The 23,828-nt window shown below is 58.5% G+C and carries 19 protein-coding genes and 1 tRNA gene; 12 read left to right on the top strand and 8 right to left on the bottom strand.

All coding sequences use genetic code 11. From position 1 onward, the window contains the following. Nucleotides 1–230 precede the first annotated feature (230 nt). The 7 genes from hrpA to HUW35_RS01880 all read left to right on the top strand — a co-directional run bounded on the left by hrpA (nt 231) and on the right by HUW35_RS01880 (nt 9,972). Nucleotides 231–4,130, top strand: a complete 3,900-nt coding sequence (gene hrpA / locus HUW35_RS01910; RefSeq protein ID WP_181254026.1) for an ATP-dependent RNA helicase HrpA — start codon at nt 231–233, stop codon at nt 4,128–4,130. A gap of 346 nt (nt 4,131–4,476) precedes the next feature. Beyond that, nucleotides 4,477–4,818, top strand: a complete 342-nt coding sequence (locus HUW35_RS01905) for a hypothetical protein (RefSeq protein ID WP_181254025.1) — start codon at nt 4,477–4,479, stop codon at nt 4,816–4,818. 108 nt (nt 4,819–4,926) lie between these two features. Then, nucleotides 4,927–5,793: a DUF692 domain-containing protein gene (locus tag HUW35_RS01900; protein ID WP_181254024.1), complete on the top strand. Its 867-nt coding sequence runs from the start codon at nt 4,927–4,929 to the stop codon at nt 5,791–5,793. Further along, nucleotides 5,783–6,637 (top strand): DUF2063 domain-containing protein, encoded by an 855-nt coding sequence (locus HUW35_RS01895; RefSeq protein ID WP_181254023.1) that lies wholly within the window; start codon nt 5,783–5,785, stop codon nt 6,635–6,637. Before HUW35_RS01900 ends, HUW35_RS01895 begins: the two co-directional genes overlap by 11 nt. Before the next feature lie 142 nt (nt 6,638–6,779). Beyond that, on the top strand, nt 6,780–7,754 hold the full coding sequence (locus HUW35_RS01890) for a VacJ family lipoprotein (RefSeq protein WP_255463418.1): 975 nt from the start codon (nt 6,780–6,782) through the stop codon (nt 7,752–7,754). 69 nt (nt 7,755–7,823) lie between these two features. Further along, nucleotides 7,824–9,074, top strand: a complete 1,251-nt coding sequence (locus HUW35_RS01885) for a PP2C family protein-serine/threonine phosphatase (RefSeq protein WP_181254022.1) — start codon at nt 7,824–7,826, stop codon at nt 9,072–9,074. A 373-nt stretch (nt 9,075–9,447) separates the two neighbouring features. After that, nucleotides 9,448–9,972, top strand: coding sequence for an STAS domain-containing protein (locus HUW35_RS01880; protein ID WP_181254021.1), 525 nt, complete (start codon nt 9,448–9,450; stop codon nt 9,970–9,972). Nucleotides 9,973–9,985: 13 nt separating this feature from the next. On the opposite strand, the gene HUW35_RS01875 is transcribed toward HUW35_RS01880, so the two are convergent. The 5 genes from HUW35_RS01875 to HUW35_RS01855 all read right to left on the bottom strand — a co-directional run bounded on the left by HUW35_RS01875 (nt 9,986) and on the right by HUW35_RS01855 (nt 14,522). Continuing rightward, nucleotides 9,986–10,444, bottom strand: a complete 459-nt coding sequence (locus HUW35_RS01875; protein ID WP_181254020.1) for a TerB family tellurite resistance protein — start codon at nt 10,442–10,444, stop codon at nt 9,986–9,988. Between the two features lie 72 nt (nt 10,445–10,516). Beyond that, a complete protein-coding gene (gene tal / locus HUW35_RS01870; protein ID WP_181254019.1) occupies nt 10,517–11,461 on the bottom strand; it encodes a transaldolase in 945 nt (314 codons plus the stop codon). Between the two features lie 49 nt (nt 11,462–11,510). Further along, the gene (gene dusA, locus HUW35_RS01865; RefSeq protein WP_370464612.1) at nt 11,511–12,446 is read right to left on the bottom strand and encodes a tRNA dihydrouridine(20/20a) synthase DusA; all 936 of its coding nucleotides are present in this window, start codon (nt 12,444–12,446) and stop codon (nt 11,511–11,513) included. 191 nt (nt 12,447–12,637) lie between these two features. Then, nucleotides 12,638–13,846: a glycerol-3-phosphate dehydrogenase/oxidase gene (locus HUW35_RS01860; protein WP_181254017.1), complete on the bottom strand. Its 1,209-nt coding sequence runs from the start codon at nt 13,844–13,846 to the stop codon at nt 12,638–12,640. Beyond that, nucleotides 13,830–14,522, bottom strand: a complete 693-nt coding sequence (locus tag HUW35_RS01855; protein ID WP_181254016.1) for a glycerophosphodiester phosphodiesterase — start codon at nt 14,520–14,522, stop codon at nt 13,830–13,832. Before HUW35_RS01855 ends, HUW35_RS01860 begins: the two co-directional genes overlap by 17 nt. Before the next feature lie 239 nt (nt 14,523–14,761). Here HUW35_RS01855 and HUW35_RS01850 point away from each other — a divergent pair, with 239 nt between their 5' ends. Then, nucleotides 14,762–15,145, top strand: coding sequence for a hypothetical protein (locus HUW35_RS01850; RefSeq protein ID WP_181254015.1), 384 nt, complete (start codon nt 14,762–14,764; stop codon nt 15,143–15,145). Between the two features lie 99 nt (nt 15,146–15,244). Next, entirely contained in the window at nt 15,245–15,931 is a 687-nt protein-coding gene (locus tag HUW35_RS01845) for a molecular chaperone (RefSeq protein WP_181254014.1), read from the top strand. Nucleotides 15,932–15,984: 53 nt separating this feature from the next. Here HUW35_RS01845 and HUW35_RS01840 read toward each other — a convergent pair whose 3' ends face one another. Genes HUW35_RS01840 through HUW35_RS01830 form a run of 3 tightly spaced genes read right to left on the bottom strand, consistent with a single transcriptional unit; the run spans nt 15,985 to nt 20,170 of the window. Beyond that, entirely contained in the window at nt 15,985–17,058 is a 1,074-nt protein-coding gene (locus HUW35_RS01840) for a hypothetical protein (protein WP_181254013.1), read from the bottom strand. After that, entirely contained in the window at nt 17,045–19,570 is a 2,526-nt protein-coding gene (locus tag HUW35_RS01835; protein WP_255463417.1) for a TcfC E-set like domain-containing protein, read from the bottom strand. Before HUW35_RS01835 ends, HUW35_RS01840 begins: the two co-directional genes overlap by 14 nt. Before the next feature lie 48 nt (nt 19,571–19,618). Further along, nucleotides 19,619–20,170 carry a hypothetical protein gene (locus HUW35_RS01830; protein ID WP_181254012.1) on the bottom strand — a complete coding sequence of 184 codons (552 nt, stop codon included), beginning with the start codon at nt 20,168–20,170 and terminating at the stop codon, nt 19,619–19,621. A gap of 304 nt (nt 20,171–20,474) precedes the next feature. Between HUW35_RS01830 and gltX the strand changes: the two genes are divergently transcribed. The 3 genes from gltX to HUW35_RS01815 all read left to right on the top strand — a co-directional run bounded on the left by gltX (nt 20,475) and on the right by HUW35_RS01815 (nt 23,423). Next, on the top strand, nt 20,475–21,950 hold the full coding sequence (gene gltX, locus HUW35_RS01825; protein WP_181254011.1) for a glutamate--tRNA ligase: 1,476 nt from the start codon (nt 20,475–20,477) through the stop codon (nt 21,948–21,950). Nucleotides 21,951–22,249: 299 nt separating this feature from the next. Continuing rightward, nucleotides 22,250–23,161 carry a UTP--glucose-1-phosphate uridylyltransferase GalU gene (galU, locus tag HUW35_RS01820; protein ID WP_181254010.1) on the top strand — a complete coding sequence of 304 codons (912 nt, stop codon included), beginning with the start codon at nt 22,250–22,252 and terminating at the stop codon, nt 23,159–23,161. Nucleotides 23,162–23,347: 186 nt separating this feature from the next. Continuing rightward, a tRNA-Ala gene (locus tag HUW35_RS01815) sits at nt 23,348–23,423 on the top strand. Nucleotides 23,424–23,828: the final 405 nt, after the last annotated feature.

Raw genomic sequence — 23,828 nt, 5'->3', positions numbered from 1 at the left:
TCTGCCCAACCGTTGGGAGGGCGGCTGTTGCGTGTACGCTCGTCGCCCTGTTGGGCATCGAGTGGAATCGTCTGGAAGTCCATTGGAAAAGTGTCGCGCACATGGCCCGTTTCGAGGGTTGTAATGTGCGCCATCGACCTGAGTATAGATCAGGAGTTTAGGGACAGACCCCGGCAGTCCCCAGCAGGTATAATCGCCGGTTTGCCATTTTCCTCTGAATAAGCAGTCATATGAGTCGAGAGTCCACCCAGCCGAATCTGCAGCAGTACCAGCAGTTGCTTCCCCAGTGTATGGGGTGCGATCGCTTTGAGCTGCAGCGCACCCTCAAGAGCGCCCAGCGTCGGCTGAAAGAGGGCAAGCCAGCGGACAAGATGCTGGCCCAGCTGGAAAGCCGGGTAGCGGCCTCTGTAGCGCTGGCGGAGGCGCGCCGGCAGAAGCTGCCCAGGGTCGAGTGGCCGGAAGGCCTGCCCGTTGTCGCGCGGCGGGAGGAGATTGCGGAGCTGATTGCCGCAAACCAGGTTGTGGTGGTGGCGGGGGAGACCGGTTCCGGCAAGACCACCCAGTTGCCCAAAATCTGCCTGGAACTGGGGCGCGGTATCTTCGGCCAGATCGGCCATACCCAGCCGCGGCGGATTGCCGCGCGCACCGTGGCCAACCGTATCGCGGAAGAGCTCGGGCAGTCTCTGGGGGATTCCGTGGGCTACCAGGTGCGGTTTACCGACCAGAGCACCGAACACACCCATATCAAGCTGATGACCGACGGCATCCTGCTGGCGGAGATCCAGCGCGATCCGCTGCTCAACCAGTACGACACCCTGATTATCGACGAGGCCCATGAGCGCAGCCTCAATATCGACTTCCTGCTGGGTTACCTGAAGACCCTGCTGCCTCGGCGGCCGGATCTCAAAATCATCATCACCTCTGCGACCATTGATCTGGAGAAGTTCTCCCGGCATTTCGACAATGCGCCGATCATCGAGGTGTCCGGGCGCACCTACCCGGTGGATATCCACTACCGGCCACCGGCAGACAGCGATGCCGACCTGAACGAGCAGATCATCGGTGCCGTGGAAGAGCTGCTGCAAGAGGAGAAATCCTCGCCTCGTCGCGGCGGCGATATTCTGGTGTTCATGAGTGGCGAGCGTGAAATCCGCGAGTGTGCCAAGGCCCTGCGGGATGCCCAGTTACCGCACCTCGAGGTGTTGCCGCTGTATGCGCGTCTCAGCCTGGCGGAGCAGAGCCGGGTGTTTGCGCCGCACAAGGGCCGCAGGATCGTACTTGCCACCAACGTGGCGGAGACCTCAATCACCGTGCCCGGTATCCGCTATGTGATCGACCCGGGTACCGCGCGAATCAGTCGTTACAGCTATCGCAGCAAGATCCAGCGCCTGCCGGTGGAGGCCATTTCCCAGGCCAGCGCCAACCAGCGTGCCGGGCGCTGTGGCCGGGTCAGCGCCGGTGTGTGTATCCGCCTGTATGAAGAGAGCGATTTCATCCAGCGCCCGGAATTCACCGATGCGGAAATCCTGCGCACCAACCTGGCTGCGGTCATTCTGCAGATGCTGCAATTGCGCATCGGTGATATCCGCGAATTTCCGTTTGTGGATCCACCGGATCAGCGACTGATCAACGACGGCTACAACCTGCTGCAGGAACTGAAAGCGGTAGATGGCAAGGGGCGGGTCACCCCGCTGGGGCGTGCGCTGTCGCGATTGCCGCTGGATCCGCGCCTCGGTCGCATGCTGATGGAATCCGGTCCCGCAGGCAGCCTGCGGGAACTGCTGATTATTGTCAGCGCACTGGCGGTGCAGGATCCCCGCGAGCGCCCGGCGGAAAAGCGCCAGGCCTCCGATGAAAAGCACAAGCAGTGGCAGCACGAGCAGTCGGATTTCCTCAGTCTAGTAAACCTGTGGGATGGCTACGAAGCCCAGCGGCAGGAACTGAGCCAGAACCAGCTGCGCAAGTGGTGCCAGAAAAACTTCCTGTCCTGGTTGCGACTGCGCGAGTGGCGAGACATCCACCACCAGCTGCGCCTCGCAATCCGCGACCTGAACCTGAAACTGAACAAGGAGCCGGCGCCCTACGCCAATGTGCACAAGGCAATTCTGCCCGGGCTGCTGGACAATATCGGCGTGCGCGATGAGAACAAGGAGTTCCTCGGCTGTCGCAATCGCCGCTTCCATATCTTTCCCGGTTCCGGCCAGTTCAAGAAGCCGCCGAGCTGGGTGGTAGCCGCTCAGCTGCTGGAAACCAGTCGTCTGTATGCGCACACGGTGGGCAAGATCGAACCGGACTGGGTGCTGGGCTGTGCCGAGCACCTGGTCAAACGCAATTATTTCGAGCCCCATTACAATCCGCGCTCGGGCGCAGTGATGGCGTTTGAAAAGGTCACCCTGTACGGCCTGGTGCTGGTAGATAAGCAGCGTATCCATTTCAGCAAGCTGGACCCGGTTGTCGCGCGCGAGGTATTTATCCGCGAGGCGCTGGTGGAGCAGCGTTACCGTGGTAAAGGCAGGTTCTTCAAGCATTACAAAGCGCTGCTGGAAGAGCTGGAAGATCTGGAAGCAAAATCCCGGCGTCGCGATATCGTCGTGGATGACGAGGTGGTGTACCGCTTTTTCGATGAGCGAATTCCTACGGAAGTCGTCAACCTGGCGGGATTTGAAAAGTGGCGCAAGCAGGCGGAGCAGAAGGATCCCGAATTACTGTTCCTGCCGCGCGACCTGATGATGCAGCAGGATGCGGGTCACGTGGGCGAGGCCCAGTTTCCGGATTCGCTGATCAGTGGCGGTATCGAATATCCACTGAGCTATCACTTCGAACCGGGTAGTATCGATGACGGCGTCAGTATCCAGGTACCGGTAGGTGCCCTGCACCAGGTGCCCGCGGCGCGCCTGCAGTGGGTGGTGCCCGGTATCCTGCGCGACAAGTGTATTGCGCTGGTCAAAAACCTGCCCAAGCAGTACCGCAAGTACTTCGTGCCGGTGCCCGCCGCGGTCGACAAGGCACTGCCGCGCATGCAGCCCGGCAATACCCCGCTGTGGCAGGCGCTGGCGCACGAGCTGAAACGCCAGACTGCGCAGGAACTGCCGCAAGATGCGTGGCAGGCGGCGGAGCAGTGCGTGGAGGACTTCTACCGTTTCAATATCCAGGTGCTGGATGAAAAAGGCCAGCTACTGGACCAGGACCGCGATCTGGAAATCCTGCAGGCCCGCTACCGCGACCGGGTGCAGCAGGAGCTGGCCAGTGCCGGTGACGATTTCGAGCGGGAGGGTATTACCCAGTGGGATTTTGGAGACCTGCCGGAAACCCACCAGCTCGACCAGGGCGGCCTCAAGGTGCGCGCCTACCCGGCGCTGATTGCCAACAAGGAAAGCGTCGACCTGAAGTTGCTGGATAACCCGGACGAGGCCCGACAGCTGACTCGCGCCGGCATCTGTCGCCTCGCCATCCTGCACCTGCCGGAGCCAGTGAAGTACCTGCGCAAGGAATTGCTCAAAGGCAAGGAACTCGGCCTCAGCGCCGCCGATCTCGGGCGTCGGGAAGAGGTGGCCGACGATATCCTGATGGCCGCGGTGCGCGAATGCTTCTGGGCAGACGAAAACTGGCCGCGTACCCAGAGTGAGTTTCTCGCCGCGCTGGAACAGCGGGAAAAGCTGGTGGAAATTGCCCAGGAGATAGCCGGTCTGCTGGTAAAAGTCCTCGCCCAGCTGGTGCCCCTGCGCAAGCAGATCAAACAGCAGAAAAACCTGGCGGTGGCCATGGCGGTCGGGGATATCAACCGTCAGCTGAGCGGGATGTTCTACCGCGGTGTGCTGTTCCACACGCCGCTGGAATGGTTGCGCCAGTACGGGCGTTACCTGAAAGGCATTGAGCTGCGGCTGGAAAAGGCCGCGCTCGATCCCAACCGGGATCGCCGCCTAAGTGCTGAATTCCAGGAGGCAGAGGAACCTTATCAGGCCGCTGCGAGCAAGCGCGATCCATTGATGATGGCGGGGGACCCGCGTTTGGTGGAATACCGCTGGATGCTGGAAGAGTTCCGGGTATCCCTGTTTGCGCAGTCCCTCAAGACCCTGATGCCGGCGTCTATCAAGCGTCTGCGCAAGTTCTGGGCCGAGTTGGGACTGTAAACCCGGGTGCGCTGTTTTCGCGACTCTCTCCCCCGATGGGGGAACTCGGGGCTAGATGACAGCGTTGGCCACTCATCCGAAGTTTTTGTCTCTGCGTATGTAAGAATCAACGGGCTGCCGCGACTATTCTCTTGTCGTGGCAGTATGCGCGGCAGGTTAGAACTGGTTCACAGTTACGGATATTCGGTTGAACCTGAATCCGGAACCATTAGTCTGACTGAGAACCCAATGCTCTACCGGGAAACTATAATCCGGAAGCGGCGGATTTCGCGCCGTTTGCGGGGATAGCCCCAGCTTTAGCGAAGAGTCCCAAACAGGCTCTCGAACTTCCAACAGGAGATCCACTATGAACAAGAAGAATCTGCCGCTTGCGGCCGCCGTTGGTGCCGCTTTCATTGCCTCAGCCACCCTGAGCACCTCCACTTCCGCCAATCCGTTTACCGCTACCGAGCTGACCGCCGGCTACAACCTGAAAATGGCCGATGACCACGGCAAGAAGAAGGAAGGCAAGTGCGGCGAAGGTAAATGCGGCGAGGACAAAAAGAAAGAAGGTAAGTGCGGCGAAGGTAAATGCGGAGAAGGCAAAAAGAAAGAGGGCAAGTGCGGCGAAGGTAAATGCGGCGAAGGTAAGCAGAAAGAAGGCAAGTGTGGCGAGGGCAAGCAGAAAGAAGGCAAGTGCGGCGCTTGATAGCCCAGCCTATCGCCTGACAGTAGCCCGGCCCCGGAGCCGGGCTGCTTTTTATCTTGCATGGATGTGCAGACCCCGACATCAACAAAAGTACCCAGGATTCTCGCTATGACTGAATCGCGCCAGTACCCCGTTCATGGCGCCGGCCTGGGGCTCAGGCGATCCATGATGGGGGAATCTCTGACTCCCGAGCAGGTGGATTTCCTCGAAGTCGCACCGGAAAACTGGATCGGTGTCGGCGGTCGCTACGGGCGCTGGTTGAGATCCTTCACCGAGCGCTTTCCTTTCGTCACCCACGGATTGTCGCTGTCCATCGGCTCGCCGGCACCGCTCGATGAGGAACTGGTAAAGTCCATCAAGCAGTTTATCCGCGAGCACGGCATCCGCTGTTACAGCGAACATCTCAGTTACTGCTCCGACCACGGCCACCTATACGACCTGTTGCCGATCCCGTTTACCGAAGAAGCGGTGCACTATGTGGCCGCTCGAATCCGGCGGGTACAGGATATCCTCGAGCAGCGTATCGCCATGGAGAACGTCTCCTACTATGCCGCGCCAGGACAGGAAATGTCCGAGCTGGAATTTCTGAATGCGGTGCTGCAGGAAGCCGATTGCGACCTGTTGCTGGACGTCAACAATATCTACGTCAACGCCACCAATCACCGCTACGACGCCGAAGCATTCCTGCTGGGCCTTCCCGCGCAGCGTATCCGTTACGCCCATGTGGCGGGGCACTTTGATGAGGCGGAAGATCTCAAGGTAGATACCCACGGAGCGCCAGTGATTGACCCGGTATGGCAGTTGCTGCAGCGTGCCTACGAGGTGTATGGCCCTGTGCCCACCTTGCTGGAGCGAGACTTCAATATCCCCCCGTTGCCCGAGCTGTGCACTGAGGTCGCGCGTATAAGGGGCTATCAGGAAGGGGCTGTAACGGAACGTCCCGAATCAACTGCGGAGGTGGTTCATGGGCGCTGACACTCCTGCGCATAACCGAACTGGCAGCAAAGCTGGCTTTGTTGAACTGCAGAGGGCGTTCGCTGCACACTTGCGCGCCCCTGCTGAAGTCCCCGCTCCCGCGGATATTGAAGACCGTCGCGCGGGTATCTACCGGGACCTGATTTACAACAATATTGAGTCCTTTATCGCCGGCGGTTTTCCGGTGCTGCGCAGTATCTTCGACGATGAACCGTGGCACGCCATGGTGCGCGATTTTGTCCAGCGACACGCGGCACAGAGTCCGTATTTTCTGCAGATCAGCGAAGAGTTCCTCCACTATCTTCAGAACGAGCGCGCGGTCAGTGCGGCGGCTGAATTCGATCCGCCGTTTATGCTGGAGCTGGCCCATTACGAGTGGGTGGAACTGGCGCTGGATGTCAGCGATACGGTATTCCCCGATAACCTCGAGCGAAACTGTAGCGACGAGCAGATCCTGGACTGGGCGCCCGTGGTATCGCCGCTTGCCTGGAATCTCAGCTATCACTATCCGGTACATCACATCGGTCCGGCGCATCGGCCGGTAGAACCGCCGCAAACTCCGACGTTCCTGGTGGTATATCGCGATCGAGCTGATACTGTCGCCTTCCTTGAGGCAAACGCCGTCACCGCGCATTTGTTGACACTGATTCAGGATGCGAACCCGGTCGCTGATCCATCCGCCGTATCCCCACATTATCCGGTGACAGCCAGTGGCCGGATGCTGTTGCAGCGGCTGGCCGATGACTTACAGCACCCCGAGCCCGATCAGTTGCTTGGGTTCGGCACCGATATACTGAAAAAACTCCTCGGCCTGGACATTCTCGCAGGGTTCAGGCCGTTATAACGTTCGGCGTTAATGCGGCCAACCCACTTGGCGAAAACTGCCAGCTGCTATGCTGGCTAAGCGGCCAGTGTTAATATTGCCCCCACTGAAATAAACAGATTCTGGTTTGAACAAACGAAATTTTTTTGCGAGGAGCAGGGAATTGCTTGAGCGCACACACGTAACTGCCTGGGTACTGGCCGCCACTCTGTCGGCGCCACTGGCAATGGCTCAGGACGCGTCGGATCCATTTGCGGAGGTGCCCAACGAGGCGCCCGCAGCCACCACCACATCGCCTGATACCAACGAAACCACCGGTGATACTGCTCCGGCCTCTGCTGAGGGTGCTGGCGATACCGCGGGTTCCGATGATTTTGGCGCCGAAGATGACTTTGCTTCTGGCGACGGCTCAGGTTCTGAAGACGGCTTTGGTTCCGCGCTCGAAGACGAATACGGGTTTGATCCCGCCGATGAGTTCTCCAGCGCTGAAGAGCCCGAAGATCGCGACCCCTGGGAAGGCTTCAACCGCGCCATGTTCCGCTTTAACGACACGGCAGATCGCTGGTTCCTGAAACCTGCGGCGGTCAGCTATCGCCAGATTACCCCGATTTTCATGCAAACTGGGGTTTCCAACTTCTTTTCCAATCTGCGCGAGATCAACAACATCCTGAACGATGTGCTGCAATGGAAGTGGGGCCAGGCGGGCAATGATACCGGTCGCTTCCTGGTAAACAGTACCGTGGGACTTGTGGGTTTGTTCGATGTGGCGCAGCATATGGGACTGGAACCCAGTGATGGCGAGGACTTTGGTCAGACGCTGGCCGCATGGGGGGCTCCCTCAGGGCCCTATGTGGTAATGCCCTTCATTGGTCCCTCTACGGTACGGGACGTGCCCGGCGTGGTGGTTGAGTGGTATACCAACCCTCTCACCTATGTAGACGACACCACAGTAGAGTACTCGCTGAAGGTCGTGGACCTGGTGCAGTTTCGCGCCAGCCTGCTGCAGGCCGAGTCACTGCTGCAGGGGGATCGCTACGTACTGATGCGCGATGCGTACCTGCAGCGGCGCGAGTTCCTGATCAACGATGGTGAACAGGAAGATGACTTTGGCGGCGACCTGGATGACTACGACTTCTGACGCCCGTTTTCTCAAAGCGGCGCCCGCCTCTGCGGGTGCCGATACTCTCCCCGCGTACGGGGCTCGCTAATGACTAGCCCCACACACGTTTCCTCCCCTATTCAGAAAACCTCCGAGCAAGTGAGTGCCACGCGCGGCGAGCGGCATGGTTTACTGCTGATCGATGCGGATGAGCCTTCCCGTCAACAAGTGCACAATGCTCTCGTGCGACTCGGATTCACCGTTACTTTGGTAGAAAACGGCGTCGAGGCCATCGGCCGCTTCTCTCCCGACAAGCACGGCCTTGTGGTGACCGATCTGCACCTGCCGGATATGGGGGGGCTGGAAGTGTTGCGCAAGGTGAAGCATCTCTCACCGGATACCCCAGTGGTGGTGCTGGCCGCCAACAGTGATGTCGACGATGTGGTACAGGCGCTGCGACTTGGCGCCAGTGATTACCTACTTACCCCCATCGCCGATGAGAGCGTGATCGATCACGCCGTAAAACGGGTGATCGAAGCGCGGGATCTGGCGGCAGAGAATCGCGAGTATCGAGAACAACTGGAGCAGCGCAATCGCGAGCTGCACGATCATATCGAGCTGCTCCAGCGTGACCATCAGGCCGGCCGCCAGTTGCAGCAGCACCTGTTGCCGCGCACACCCTACGAATATCCGGCAGGGATCAAGGCCGCCTACCGCCTGTTGCCCTCCCTGTACTTGAGCGGCGACTTTATTGACTACGGTCTGTTTGGAGAGCGCTTCGTCGCGTTCTACCTGGTGGATGTCTCCGGTCATGGGGTTTCTTCGGCACTGGTCACTGCGTTGATCAAACACAGCATCATGCACCTGTTGCGGGAGCGGCCGCTGTTCAGCCAGCTGAATACCATTGATCAGGACATCATCGAGATCCTGGAAATGATCAACAGTGAGCTGATGGCCACCCGGCTCGACAAGCACGCCAGTATGTTTGTGGGGGTGGTGGACAGCCGCGCACGTCAGTTGCACTACGCCGTGGCTGGCCAGGTACCCGTGCCGGCGCTGGTGACCCGCGAGGGGGCCCATTGGCTCGCGGGCAAAGGGCGTCCATTGGGCCTGTTTCAGCAGGGCGACTGGGAAGTGCGCCACTGCAGCCTGCCCACCAGCTGGCGGCTGGTGGCGTGCTCCGACGGGGTGCTGGAATTGCTCCCCGGAAACCTGCTGCAAAAGGAAGAGGCCCTGTTGCAGAAGATCGACCACAGCCGCGGCGATCTGGATACCCTCTGCGCGGCACTGAAAGTGGATACCGCTGAATCCTTCCCCGACGACATTACCATTCTCACCCTGAGGCAGGATGAGCAATAGGTGCCAATAAGGCCCGATTCTTGCTGTCTTTTTAGCCTGTATTTCTTGATCCGCCATTCAGGGGCCGTTCACCGAGCGTACCCGACACTGGCGATGTGTACCGGCCAAGCAGACGATCGCGATCGTTAGTATCCGGATTCGGGATTTACCGGACTCTACGGTCACCAGTGTTAACCGGTTCACGCTGGTCTTGTCAGCACCGGTGGGCAGGAGTAAGCTCCGCCCACTTCTGGGTCTCTTTGCGTGATACGGATCTCTGGTCCGGCGCCGATTGAGTCAGGCTTGCACAAGGAACTGTGCCGCGGCCACAAGCCGCAAATCATCCATTTCGTTCCCTGGTTCGGGACAAGAACAGGGCGCGTTAGAGGTTACTATGCAGTCCGGGCAGATTATGGTTGGCGACCACCAGGGCATTTATGTCGTGAAACTGGTGGGCGATGTACGCCTCAATCTATGTACGTCATTCGATAACTTTATCGACGAGATGTTTTCCCACGGCGAATTTCGCGGCGTGGTGTTCGATATGCATGAAACGCAAGGGGTCGACAGCACCACCCTGGGGCTGATGGCCAAGATTGCCTTTCGCTGTGCCGAGCGCCACGGAGGTAAGCCACTGGTGTTGTGTGAAGATCGCGGTTTGCTCCACCTGCTGGACTCCATGGGATTTGAGGAGTTGATGGATATTTCCAGCGACGCCGACAATGACGCCTATCACGCGGAACCCCAGCCTCTCAATTGCAACGCGCCGGATGAACACACCGCACGGGAAATGGTACTGGAAGCGCACCGCGTATTGATGAGCATGAATGAAAAGAACGCGGAGACCTTCCGCGATCTGGTGCACGCGCTGGAAACTGAACAGGCGGCTCAGGGCCACAAGTCAGTGGCCAATCACTAACAAGCGTTACCGATCAGCCTGCGTTGTCGTCGCGCGCCTCGGCGCGCGCCCGGGTAAAAAGCCCGTGAGGCAGATAGATCAGCTCCGCAACCCGCCGGATCAGGTGCTCCTCAAAGGCATCGATTTCCCCATCCGCAAATGCCACCTCCCACATCTGCTTCACCAGCAGGTATTTGTCCCGCTCGGTAAAGTTCTCGTTTACCGTCTGGGTAAACTCGTACAGTGAAGTTGCCTCGTGGCGGTTGGCCAGCGCCCGGGTTACCAGATCCTGTGCGGTTTCATCGTCCAGCTTGTAGTGTTCCCGCAGCAGCCGGACCAGGGCGTCGCGCTCGCGCTCATCCACCTTCTGGTCCGCAGTGGCGATTTCTGCCATAAGCGCCGCGCTGATCATGCGCACGTCTTTTTCTTCGCGCACTTCCACGCTGTCCCCGCGCCCGATCTGATCGAACAATTTGCGAATCTGCTGCAGCATGGTCGGGGTTTCCTCTTTTCGTGGAAGTTTTCGCAGGCGTCTCGTGTTCGGGTGAGAGTGCAGGGCGCGCGGTTAGCGCGCCTTCTGCAGCAGCTCCTCGAGCTTCAGCTGATCGGCAACAAAATTACGGATACCCTCTGCCAGTTTTTCCGTGGCCATGGCATCGTCGTTCAGCTGGTAGCGGAACTGGGCTTCCCGCAGCGGCTCGCTGGGGCGCGGCTGACTGGAAAACTCGCTTTTCAGACCGCTGGCGAGGTCACCCTCGTCTTCCTGGAGTTCCTGCAACAATTGCGGGCTGATGGTGAGCTTGTCACAACCCGCCAGCGCCTCGATTTCCCCGGTATTGCGGAAACTGGCGCCCATCACGATGGTGGGGTATTCGCGGGATTTGTAGTATTCGTAAATGCTGGTGACCGAGAGCACCCCGGGATCATCACTGGCAGTGTAGTCGTCGCGCCCGGTACTGGCCTTGTACCAGTCGAGGATACGACCCACGAACGGTGAGATCAGGGTAACACCGGCCTCGGCACAGGCCACCGCCTGGCACTGGCTGAACAGCAGGGTCAGGTTGCAGTGGATACCCTCGCGCTCGAGGACCGAGGCGGCGCTGATGCCTTCCCAGGTAGACGCGAGCTTGATCAACACGCGGTCGCGGGCCACGCCCGCCTGCTCGTACATGGCGATCAGCTGGCGTGCGTATTCAATACTTGCCGCGGTGTCGAAAGACAAGCGTGCGTCCACCTCGGTGGAAACCACGCCGGGTACAATCTGCAGAATCTCGTGGCCAATGGCGACTGCAAGCTTCATCGACGCCAGCGCAACCACATCACCGCCTTTCTGCTCGGCCCATGCGATGGCATCTTTCAGGTGCTGTTCGTACTGGGGAAGCTGCGCCGCCTTGTACAGCAGGGAAGGGTTGGTGGTGGCGTCTTCCGGGTGATAGCGGCGGATGGCTTCAATATCGCCGGTGTCGGCAACCACCAGGCTGCGCTGTTTGAGTTGTTCGAGTTTATTCATTTTCCCTGCTTCCTTAACTTTCTAACATTCAGTCCAATCCGTCGCGCTGTCAGGCGGCATCTGTCACCAGTGCCAGTGCCTGTTCGAGCACTTCCGGCCCGGCGCCTGCGGTGTGTGCGTGCTCACTCAGGTGGCGGCGGAAACGCCGCGCACCGGGCACGCCCTGAAACAGTCCCATCATATGCCGGGTAATGTGATTGAGGCGCTGTCCGCGCGCGAGTTCCTTTTCTATATACGGCAGCATCTTGCCGATGACCGCCGCCGGCGTCGGCCCGGGCTCGCCGCCAAACAGCGCTGCATCCACCTCCGCCAGTATGCCTGGCGTCTGGTAGGCCGCTCGCCCGAGCATAACACCATCCAGTTGCTGTAGATGCTCGCGACAGTCCTCGATGGTGTTGATCCCCCCGTTAAGGACAATTTCCAATTGCGGGAAGTCCCGCTTCAACTGGTACACCATGTCGTATTTGAGGGGCGGTACTTCGCGATTCTCTTTCGGGCTCAGGCCATTCAGCCAGGCCTTGCGCGCGTGCACGATAAACGTGGTGATGCCGGCCTCGGCTTGGGCTTCCACAAACCTTGTGAGGCCTGGGTAGTCTTCCATATCGTCGATACCGATGCGGTGTTTCACCGTCACCGGTATCGAAACTGCACTTTTCATCGCGCCCAGGCACTCTGCTACCAGGTCCGGCTCGGCCATCAGGCAGGCGCCGAAGCGGCCCTTTTTCACCCGGTCACTGGGGCAGCCGCAATTCAGGTTGATCTCGCTATAACCCCACTGCTCGGCAATTTCCGCACAGCGTGCCAGATCCTCTGGATCACTGCCGCCCAACTGCAGAGCCACTGGTTGCTCTTCCACATTGAAGTCCAGGTGGCTCTCCTTGTCGCCAAACAGGATGGCGCCGGTAGTAACCATTTCCGTATACAGCAGTGCGTGCTTGCTGAACTGCCGCCAGAAATAACGGCAGTGACGGTCACTCCAGTCCATCAGGGGGGCGGTGCAAAAGCGATGGGAGACGGCCGTCGCGGTGCCGGAAGTGGCGGGGCGGTAGTGCGCCGGATTATCGGGTGTGGGGTTTTGGGCAGAGTGGGGCATAAACAGCGATCAGACGGTAAATCAGCGCGCAGTATAACAAGAGAACGCCGCGTGGCTGTGGCTTGCCGCTGTCAGATTGAGTCTCAGAGATTGCGTTCTTTGGCATCCACAGGGGTGTCGCTCTTCCGGGGAGTCGCCGAAGTCGCCCAGTCCTGTTCTGCCGCCAGCATGGGGCGCAGTTTTTTCACCACGCTGCGGGCGGTTGCCCGGTAGCTGGTGAGCTTGCCCCCGGCAACGGCGACAATGCGCGGGTGCTTGTCGTTGTCGGTACAGATCATGGTCTCGCGGCTGCGGGAGAAGGGATTACTGCTGGCGAGGGGCAGTACCCGCAGGCCGGCAAAGCTGTCGCTCAGCTCGTTGAGCTGCAGCGGCCGGGTCTCCGGGAAATACTGTTTCAGGGTGCGCAGCAGGTAGGCCTTTTCCTCCAGTGTCGGCGCCACTTCCGAAGGGTCGCCGTGATACGGGCGCTCGGTGGTGCCGACCAGGGTTTCGCCCTGCCACGGCATCACAAAGACCGCGCGCCCATCTTCCGCTTCCACGTAAAAAATCTTGTTGGCCAGCTTCAGCGGTACCTGAATATGGGTGCCGGCCACCAGTTCCAGCGGTGGTAGCTTGGCACTGGGGGCGCACTTGCTGTTGGTTTCTTCAATCCACGGGCCGGTACAGTTCACCAGCGCGCGGCAGTGCAGGGTATTGAGCTGGCCCTTGTGAAAGTAATCCACGCGCACGAACTTGTCGGTCACCTCGGCGCCTACGAGGCTACCGGGACAGATCAACTCGGCGCCGCCGCGCACCGCGGCCTGGATAACCTCGCGGGTGAGCGCCGCATCGTCGGTCTGGGCGTCGTAATAGCGATAAACCGCCAGCAGGTCGTCATTGTTCAGCCCGCAGAGGGCCTCGTAATCCTGCAGGCTCACGGAGCGGAAGCGTGCCTGTGAGGAAAATAGTCCTGCCAGCAGCGCATAAATACTGAGGCCCAGGCGGACCTTCCAGGTGGGGCGCCGGCTGTGCCGGTAGACCGGAATCAGGAAGGGCACCATATGCACCAGGTCTGGCTTGTTGGCCAGCAACCAGCGGCGCTCCTTCAGGCACTCGTAAACCAGTGAGAATTGCCCGCTCTCCAGGTAGCGCAGCCCGCCGTGGATCAACTTGGAGGAGCGAGAGGACGTGCCATACGCCACGGATTCCTGTTCCAGTATGGCGACGCGATGGCCGGCCGCGGTGAGGGCTTCCGCCACCCCCGCGCCCTGGATACCCGCGCCGACTACCAGAACATCATATTCCGTAGACATTGCTCGCCTCCTGGGAGCGCATTAGCAGTGGCAGGTTCCCGGTGAGGATATGGTGTGCACCCCGGTGGTGCCATTGCACGGCGCCCTGTGCGGTATTGATCTCGTGAACCACCCATTGCCAGGGACCCGGTGGCAGTTCCTGGCAGTCCACCACTGCCTGATCAATCAGCAGGTAATCCGGTGCCAGCGTGACCACCTCCGGGGACAGGCTGCGGCCCACGGTCGGTATCCGCAGCGCGACCTGATCGAACCCCAGGTTGCGGGCCAGGCGCAGGCTGCGCAGGTCGGAGGTGAGAATGACAAAGGGATCGGTGGAGCCGGGGATTTCGTCCAGCAAACGTCGGATCGCCCGCTCCGGCTTCAGCATCTGCAGCGTTTCCGGGCTCATTTCCACGAACCACTCAAGATGCCGGTGCCGATTGGCCCACTCCACCAGGTGCTGGAAACTGCTCAAGGCCAGAGTCTGCAGGTCCTTGTCTTTCAGCAGATGCAGCGGTGTCGAGATACCGGACCCACACAGCTCTATACCTTCCCCGGCACAACACCAGGGTGTTTGCTCCTTGCTGAACTGTATCTCTGTGGCAATGGCGCAGGCACCTAGACCGTGCGCGGCCTCAAACGCGGGCAGGGTGTTTTCAGGGTGGTGAATTTTGTCGCCTAAATGCGCAATCAACATCGATGTGCGTTCCTGCCGGGAGCGGCCTTATTGTGTGAATTCAGGTGGGGGAGATACTGCACAATCTCTAATTGAAAAATAGTTGGTGTGGGGTGGGTTGCAAGCGGCATATGGCGTCAATCGTTACTCGGGATTGCCCTGTGTGGAGGTGACAGCCCCCGGTATTGAGTGCAGCGCTCTATGCTGAGTGGATTACGTGTGCCGAATATGAGGTTTACAGCGTGGCCCGGGTTCCCGCTATGCCAGTGAGGTGGCTGTTTGGCATTGCTACCGCGTTACTGGTTCTATCGCCCTCCAGTGTACCTTTTGCCCTCGCGGATGAGGTTGCGGCGGATTTCACTGCGCAAAAAACCGCGAGTGCGTCCATCCAGATAACCCTGACCATTCCTCCCCGGGCGCAGGTCAGAACAGACCCGAGCGGTGTGCGTGCTCTGTGTCTCTCGCATATTCCCGCCAGTTTTCTCCAGGTTGGCTGGACGGGTTCCGAAACAGGGCGCTCTGCAAATACGCGCACCCGCTTGGCCAGTCTCACAGGTAATCCGCTGGTACGTGACTGTATCTCTCTGGATACCGATCCGCCGGGAAAAAGTGACCTGGGATATCTGTTGATTAGCGCCGAGTAGCGGGAATTGCATAGAAATTCCCGATCCGATAACAGCGGTTGTTAATCCCCCGCAAGCACTTAAAATGGCGCCAGACCATTTGAAAACTGTGAATCGGCCATGAAACATCTTATTGCGGCAACCCTTCTATTTCTGGCTCAGCCGGTTTGGGCAGCCATGTCCCTGGATAAAATTATTCTCTACCTGGAGGACAAGCCGAACTCACGAGAAGATATCGTGGTTACCAACCCTGACAATGAAACCCTGTACCTGCAGACAGAGATCTATCGGGTAGATAATCCCGGCCAGCCCGACGAAAAGCGCGTGCGCGTGATTGACCCGAAAGACTTCAAATTACTCGTCAGCCCCTCAAAAGCCGTGATTCCCGCGGGCGAACAAAAGCGCTTTCGCCTGATGTCCCTCGAGCAGGGGCTGGATAAGGAAAAGGTCTACCGGGTAACGTTCAAACCGGTTGTGGGAGATATCAAAACCGACAGGACGGCGTTAAAAATTCTGGTTGCCTACCAGGCCCTTATTTTCATCCAGCCGGATTCCGGGCAGTACAAGTTGTCCCTTGAGCATAGTGCCGGCGACAAGTTGGTGATTGCCAATAGCGGTAATGTCAACGTAGAGGTCAGCGACATCCAGTACTGCAAGTCCCCGACACAGTGCGCACCGGTAGAGCAGGCGGGTAGGATTTACAGTGGAGCAAAACTGTCTGTAGAGGGAGATTTTACGGCTGGTGGCTATCTCGAACTGCTTGCCAGAAATGGTCGCGAGTCGGAAAGGCTCAAGCTTTCGCTCTAAGACACTCTGAATCAGTTCGTGGGTTTAGGGGGGGGCGAGCTCTTTATCCACAACTATTGCATTTCAACCGTCAGGGTCAAAGTGTCCGTGTACTGGTAGTCCTGCGGGTTGGCGAGGTTGGCCGCGGGTATCGTCAGATTCAGCAGCATGTTTTCGTCACTGTACCCGGTACAGTCCACGGAAGAATGGCCCTCCCAGCCTTTTTGTGTAAACACCCCCTCCACGAGCTTTGTCTTCCTTTTCGGTGGTTTTTCACTCTGCACCAGCAGTTCATAGGCAATGGTGTCCGTGGTGGAGGCACCGCCCAGTAAAAATTGCCCACTGCCGTTCTGGCTATCTGCTCTGAGGGTAAACTTGGTGGAGGCCGTCGTATAAACGCAAAAATACTGCTCGGCAGTAATGTCATTCCCCGGGGCCGGCATCTGCAACACCATATCTTCAAGGCCGCTGATCCTGATTCCGGCGCCTACCAGCAAGGCTATATCTACCGACAACGGCGGTGACAGTTCTGTTCTGTTATCGGATGCGGTGGAGTCTTTACAGAGAATCGGGTTATACGGATCGTCCGGGCTTCCCCAGGGATTGCACTGGTACAGATAGAATTGCAGCGTCCCCCGATAAATGCCCGGAGTCGGTGCCGTGGCTGTGCTTGGCGTAATGGAAAAGCTGACCGGCGTCTGCTGACCATTGGCGGCACCGCGAAAGCGAGTGCCGGTAACCTGGCCGGGCACGATCGCTGTGGAAGTTACCGAGGGGTGGTGAAACGTCAATGCAACCGGAATATCCCCACCGGGGCCACTCAGGGCAAACTCCTGATTCAGGGTGGGACCGGTAACCTCAATGGTGTAGTCGCGGGATTGAGCGCAGTAGGCCGTAGACCACTCGTTACCCTCCCAATCTGCCCAACAGCTGCGGATGCTGAACGGGATGGTCAGGTCTCCCTCGAATTCCAGCACATGGTCGGTGTCGTCAAGCCCGCATACGCCCAGCGCCTTATCGGGCAACGGCATAATGCCGGAGCCATCGCCGCAGGGATCCTGATTACTGGACTGTGCCTGTACGGGTGCCGTTTTCAACACCAGCAAGGCGAGGAGCAAGACAAGGTGGCGGGCACTATTTTGCCGCATAAGATGCTCCTTTCGTTTGCTGGTCGGGGCACCGGGCGGTTGCCAGATCCACGATACCAATATTGATCCAGTCCTCTGCAGCGGTCTGCTCCGGAATTGCTACCTCGCACTTGCCCCACTGTACCGGGGGCACCCTGAGAAACTGGGGTTTACCGTGAATCTCAATCTGGAATACACCGAACTCGTCGGTTACCGCAGCGTACTCGCCGATAGAAATCTTGCTGTTACTCATGGGGCGATCACCATTCATCAAGCGCCCGAGCACTAGGATGACAGTCTGGACTGCGTAATCCGTGGTGGCTACGTTGCCCGGGTACAAGGTAATGGTTTCGTGAGATTCCCGGTAGTCGTGAAACCCATCGGCCAGCGGACGCAAAGACAGATCGTAGGTGCGGAACGCCGGCAAGCTGACCACGGTTTGTGTGCCACCCTTGGCATAACCCCGGCGGGCGCCGTCTACCAGAATCTCAAAGTCCTCATTTTCTGATCCGGCGATATCCACAATCACCGCACTGTTCAGCGTGCGCTCACCGCCCCAGGAGAAGGCATCCCCGGAGGTCATCAGCGACGTGCTGAAACTGCCCAGGTAATTGGTGGTGCGCAAACCGGAGTCGCGGTTATTGCGATAACTGAGGGTCGAGGTCCCATAGCCGCGGCGGCCGGCAATACGGGTCTGGCTGCCCAGGTACATACTGTCTTCGGAAGCTTCGGCGGAAAACTGCTGGGAGGCATCCAGGGCCCAGAGGTCGCGGTCATTCCAGCTGCTGCTCATGCCTGCACGGGCAAAGCCATTGCCGGTGCTGTCACGGTCGTAGCGCAAAGTGCTGCCGGTGCTCCAGTTGTCGCCGCGATGACGGAACTGGAAGCTCACCGCCGTCAATTGTTGTTCCCCATCCGCAATACTGTGAGAGAAGCTGAAATCGCCATACCACGAACGTGTCCGCAACAGATTGCGCTGGAATTCAAAAGTCGTCAGCTTTTCTGCCCTGCCAAGGTTGTCATCCAGAATGATGTCGGCTGAATCCAGTATCCGGGAACGGTCGCTCTCGCTGTGACGAATCGACGCGCGACCACCAAACACCGCGCTACTGAGTGTCAGGTTTCGGTTGAAGGTCTCCCGGCTGAGAATGCTATAGGCTTGCGAGTCGCCGGTAATGTCCGGGGTGTCGGTAATACGGGTTTCACCCGCGCCCAGGTCGAAGTAGGGCGTATGTAGTTGCGCAAGTAAACGGTAGCCGCGGCTTCCGTCATTTGCATAAATCACACTGGGCGAAAACTCGAAATACTCCTGTATCCAGCGCGTGCCGAGTTCCAGTGCCTGCTGGGAGTCGGAAGATGCCAGGGTGGAGAATACCCCCGCATTGTCGGATATCCGTCTCGCCAGGCTGCCTTTCAGGTAATAGGCGTCCACCTGCTCGGGAAGCGTATCGAGTTCTGTACTTCGCGCCGGTTTGCCAGCGAGTAACTCCCAGCTCCATTCCCCGGCCGGGGGGAGCAGGGCATCCTTGGCAAAAAACTGGGTATATCTGCCCAGCGGGCGACCGCCCTCATCGAAGGTCAGCACCTCTACTTCATAGGCGCCGCCGGGCAGATTACTCGTATCCAGTAGCTGGTTGCCAGCCTCGATCATGGTGCTGTAAATCAGCCGCCCTTCGCGATGAATTTCCACCCGCCCACGGGTGGGCATGTTCACTTCAAGCGGAGTACCCTCCCGGTAAAAATTATCCGCGCGGCTGTTATTGGAGCTGCGGTAGTGCACACCGTAGAGATAGGGGGAGGGAATGAAACTGCTGAAGTAGCTTTCCGGCTGTATCAGCCCGAGAGAGTAGGCCTCGCCCTGGTAATCTCGCGTCCAGTGCAGCTCGTGCACAAACGGATTGCCCTCATCGGTGGCCGACCACCGGCTGTGGAGACCGCTCTCGCCAAAACTCAGAATCGAACTGCCAAATAAAGATGCGCTGCGGGTCGCTTGGCCCAGGTTCGTTTCTACTCCCGACCAGGCACCGGTCAGGTTCTGGATAAAAGAGAAATCGCTGGTGGCGTCCGGCAGATAGGGCGCATCGATTGCGGCCTGTTTGGGGAGGAGTTCCGGGGCGATAAAAATATCCAGACGGAAGCGACTGTCATCATAGATGACCGCCAGGGTCTCTGGCATCAGATAGCCGCAGTTCTGCTGGCTTTTGAGGCGGCAGACCTTGTGTGAGTTGCGTGGCTGAACCTCGCGCAACGCGGATAAAACAAGTTCAGGTTGCAGGGATTGCGGCAGCAGGTCGAGCACAGCCTGTGGATTTACAAACGTAATCGTTTGCAAATCTACGCTAACCTGAGCGCTGCCAGCAGGGCGGCCACCAAAATAGAGGTCTACGACCAGGTTTTCTGGTTCAGTGAGATCTTCAAAACCTGCTGGGGCCGTTGTTTCAAGCGTAAACGCCGCAGCGGCGGCACTGAGTGCCCCGTCGCTTTGGGCTCCGAGCAGTAGTGAAGAAACACATACCGCGAAATAGCGTTTCATTGCATGACACGAAGGCGCCGGGGGTTACTTCGGCGCCTTTCTCACGTCTTATTCGCCAGAAACGGTAATGGTTAGCGTATCGCTGTATGAAAGTTCACTGGCAGTTTCCCAAACAGCTGCCGGAACTGTAACAATGACCTGAGCATTGTGCTCTGAATCAGCACAGGAATATCCGGTATTGGGGGTGTAAGTCGACGTCATGGTACCGTCAGAATTGGTTTGAACACCGGTCGCAGTGTTGGCTGTGTTTGCGGAAAACGCGACGTTATATGCGAGTGTTTCGCCTACGCCGTCGAGCAAATATCCATCAGTAGGAGCTGTCGCGCTGTCAAACTGGATTTTGTAGTTGCTAAAACCTATCGCGCCTACACAAAAGGTATCCCGGCCAATCAGATCGTTGCCAGCGGCGATGCCATTTAGATCCAATGCGATATCGGTGAGGCCCTGAATTTGAATGCCCTGAGCAACGTTGAGAGTAATTTTGAGATTGCCTTCAGAGGAGGTGAGCCCTGGATCTGTTGGATTGAACTCTGCGATAGACGCTGAGCTGATCAAGCCGAAAATCATCGCTCCACAGGCTTTGCGAGCTGCAAGTTTCATAATTATTTCCCTTAATCCTGATGTGTTGTCGTTATCCGTGTGCATTCTTTGAGCACACTGGTGGCGTCGTTTACAGCAAACTGGCGGTTTTTTCTCCAGTTATCACGACAATGCGGCGATAATACTCAATCTGTGACTCGAGTCACGGATTTTTTTGAAAATATATAATTTCTATGCTTGATAGTCCGATAGGGCTGGAAATACAGGTTTCCGCGCCATCCGCATCAGCCACTGGGCGCCCCCCGGTCGCGGCGATATAATGCCGCGCCTCGAAACCTGCCAACTCAACCCAATCAGGCGACTTATGACCGTAAGAACCCGTATTGCTCCATCCCCCACCGGTGATCCCCACGTAGGTACTGCCTATATCGCGCTGTTCAACCAGTGCTTCGCCCAGGCCCAGGGCGGCCAGTTCGTGCTGCGTATCGAAGATACAGACCAGGCGCGCAGTACCCCGGAATCCGAGCAGGCCATTCTCGATAGCCTGCGCTGGTTGGGACTCGACTGGCAGGAAGGCCCGGATGTGGGCGGCCCCCACGGCCCTTACCGCCAGAGCGAACGCGGTGACATCTATAAAAAGTACTGTGACGAGTTGGTCGCCAAAGGCCACGCTTTCCATTGTTACCGCACGGCGGAAGAATTGGATCACTTGCGCGCCCAGCTTCAGGAAGCCGGCCGCGTAACCCTGAAGCCCAGCGACCTGGCCCTGCCGGCGGAAGAGGTGGAAAAGCGCAAGGCTGCAGGTGAGCCCTACGTGGTGCGCATGAACGTGCCTGAGAGCGGCACCTGTGTGGTGGAAGACCTGCTGCGCGGCACCATCGAGATCGACTGGGCCCAGGTGGACGCCCAGATCCTGCTCAAGTCCGATGGCATGCCCACTTACCACCTCGCCAATGTGGTCGACGACCACCTGATGGAGATCACCCACGTACTGCGCGGTGAGGAGTGGATCAACTCCGCACCCAAGCACAAGCTGCTGTACGAATACTTCGGTTGGGAAATGCCGGTGCTGTGTCACCTGCCGCTGCTGCGCAACCCGGACAAGACCAAACTGTCCAAGCGCAAGAACCCCACATCCATCCTCTATTACCAGCGCGCCGGCTTTATGCCCGAGGCACTGCTGAACTACCTCGGTCGTATGGGCTGGTCCATGCCCGATGAGAGCGAGAAGTTCACCCTGGATGAGATGCTCAAGCACTTCGACATCCAGCGCGTGTCCCTCGGTGGCCCGGTGTTCGATGTGGAGAAGCTCAGCTGGCTGAACGGCCTGTGGATTCGCGAGCTGGAGGACGCCCAGCTGGCCGACCGCCTGCAGCAGTGGCTGCTGAACCGCGAGAACCTGCTCAAGGTACTGCCCCACGCCAAGGGCCGCATGGAAACCTTTGGCGACTTCGCCCCGCTAGTGAGCTTCCTCGCCGCCGGCAAACTGCCGCTCACCGAAGACAGCTTCGCCGGCAACAAGATGGAGCTGGACGAACAGAAGAAGCTGCTGCAATTTGCCCTGTGGCGCCTGGAAGCCCTGCGCAGCTGGAGCAAAGACAGCATCTTCGCGGCGATGAAAGAGCTCTCCACCCAGATGGAGGTCAAGCTCAAGGACTTCAACGCGCCCCTGTTCGTCGCCATTAGCGGAACCACCGCATCCTTCTCGGTCATGGATGCTATGGAGCTCCTTGGTCCCGACCTCAGTCGCGCCCGCCTGCGCCAGGCCATCGAGGTACTCGGTGGTGCCGGTAAGAAGGTGCTGAAGCGCTGGGACAAAGAATACGCAGGGTTGGCGTAAGCCTATCCAATATCCGCACCACACCAGTGCAAATTGCGGTGGTGCTGGAACTTGACCGCGAGAGAGCGGTCCGAGCTCAAGCCAGTTTGAATAAATGCCACTCCGCTTTCGAAGTGGCATTTTTTTTGCCTGTACACTTGTTAAACCGTTTTGGTTAGATTTGTACAAAAATGAAACGGAATCGTGTTTTTTGGGATTTTTGTGTGACGATTGTCACATTTAGAGGGTAGAATCCCGCCAAATTGCGGCTTAATGGACTAACCGAGAAGTATTTTCAGATAAGTAAAAAAGGAAGAAAAATGCATACAGTAAAGAAAGCTGTTATTCCTGTAGCGGGTCTGGGGACACGCATGCTACCGGCCACCAAGGCCATCCCTAAAGAGATGCTGCCTATCGTCGACAAACCCCTGATCCAATATGTGGTCAGCGAAGCTGTGGCTGCCGGCATCAAAGAGATCGTACTGGTCACCCACGCCAGTAAAAACGCGATCGAAAACCACTTCGATACCTCCTTCGAGCTCGAAGCCCAGCTGGAAAATCGCCTCAAGCGTCAGCTGCTGGACGAAGTCCGTTCTATCGTCCCGAAGGACGTCACCGTAATCTCCGTTCGCCAGGCAGAGGCCAAGGGCCTCGGTCACGCCATCGCCTGTGCGCGCCCAGTGGTAGGGGAGAATCCTTTCGCCGTGCTGCTGCCGGATGTGCTGGTTGACCAGTACGCCTCCGACCTCACCGCTGCCAACCTCGCTGCGATGGTGCGCAACTTTGAGCAGACCCAGGCTGGCCAGATTATGGTGGAATCCGTGGACTGGGCTGAGGTCAGCAAATACGGTGTGGTGGACTGCCTGGGCGCCGATCTCAAAGTTGGCGGCGTGGCCAAAATAGACGGTATGGTCGAAAAGCCGGAAGTGGACGCAGCTCCCTCTAACATGGCAGTGGTGGGGCGGTACGTGCTGCCCGCGGAAATCTGGACCCTGCTGGAAAAAACAGCCCCGGGTGCCGGCGGCGAAATCCAGCTCACCGATGCCATCGATGAACTGCTCAAAATTCAGGCCGTAGACGCCTACCGCATTGTCGGCCATAGCCACGACTGCGGTAACAAGCTCGGTTATATGAAAGCCCAGTTCGAGTATGGCCTGCACCACCCGGATATCGGCGCCGGCCTGCAGGAATTCCTGACCGAACAGAAGCCCCGTATCGAGGTTGTGGCCTGAGGTGGGTGCCAAATTGGGTGTGAGGCCAGCGGCTGACCTCGCATCCACTATAGGGCTGCAGGGCAGACTCCCTGTCAATGCTCTAACTATTTGATTAAAAAGTTGTTTTTTCTGGTTGACACGCGAGGGGCCGCTGTTAAAATGCGCCTCGCTTTCAGGGGAAACCCGAAACAAGAAAGCAACTTTGGGGCTATAGCTCAGCTGGGAGAGCGCAACACTGGCAGTGTTGAGGTCAGCGGTTCGATCCCGCTTAGCTCCACCAAATCAAAAAAGGCCGCATCCGAAAGGATGCGGCCTTTTTTGATTTGGCAGTGCTGCCTGGGCGCGAGGCAAAGCCTCGGTTCACAAGGAGCCACAGGCGACGCAGAGCGCCGAAGGCGACCCCGCAGGGGTGAGCGGGCAACGCCCGCGAATCATCCCGCGCACATAAACAAGAGTTCCGCACCGGGGTCCAGTGGGGCCGCCGCACTAGCATCCGAAAGGATGCGGCCTTTTTTGATTTGGCAGTGCTGCCCGGGCGCGAGGCAAAGCCCCGGTTCACAAGGAGCCACAGGCGACGCAGAGCGCCGAAGGCGACCCCGCAGGGGTGAGCGGGCAAAGCCCGCGAATCATCCCGCGCAGATGAACAAGAGTTCCGCACCGGGGTCCAGTGGGGCCGCCGCACTAG

The organism is Microbulbifer sp. YPW1 (assembly GCF_013367775.1).
Taxonomy (GTDB): domain Bacteria; phylum Pseudomonadota; class Gammaproteobacteria; order Pseudomonadales; family Cellvibrionaceae; genus Microbulbifer.
Note: the sequence above shows the minus strand (reverse complement) of the source record. Positions and strands in the feature narration are given on the sequence as shown.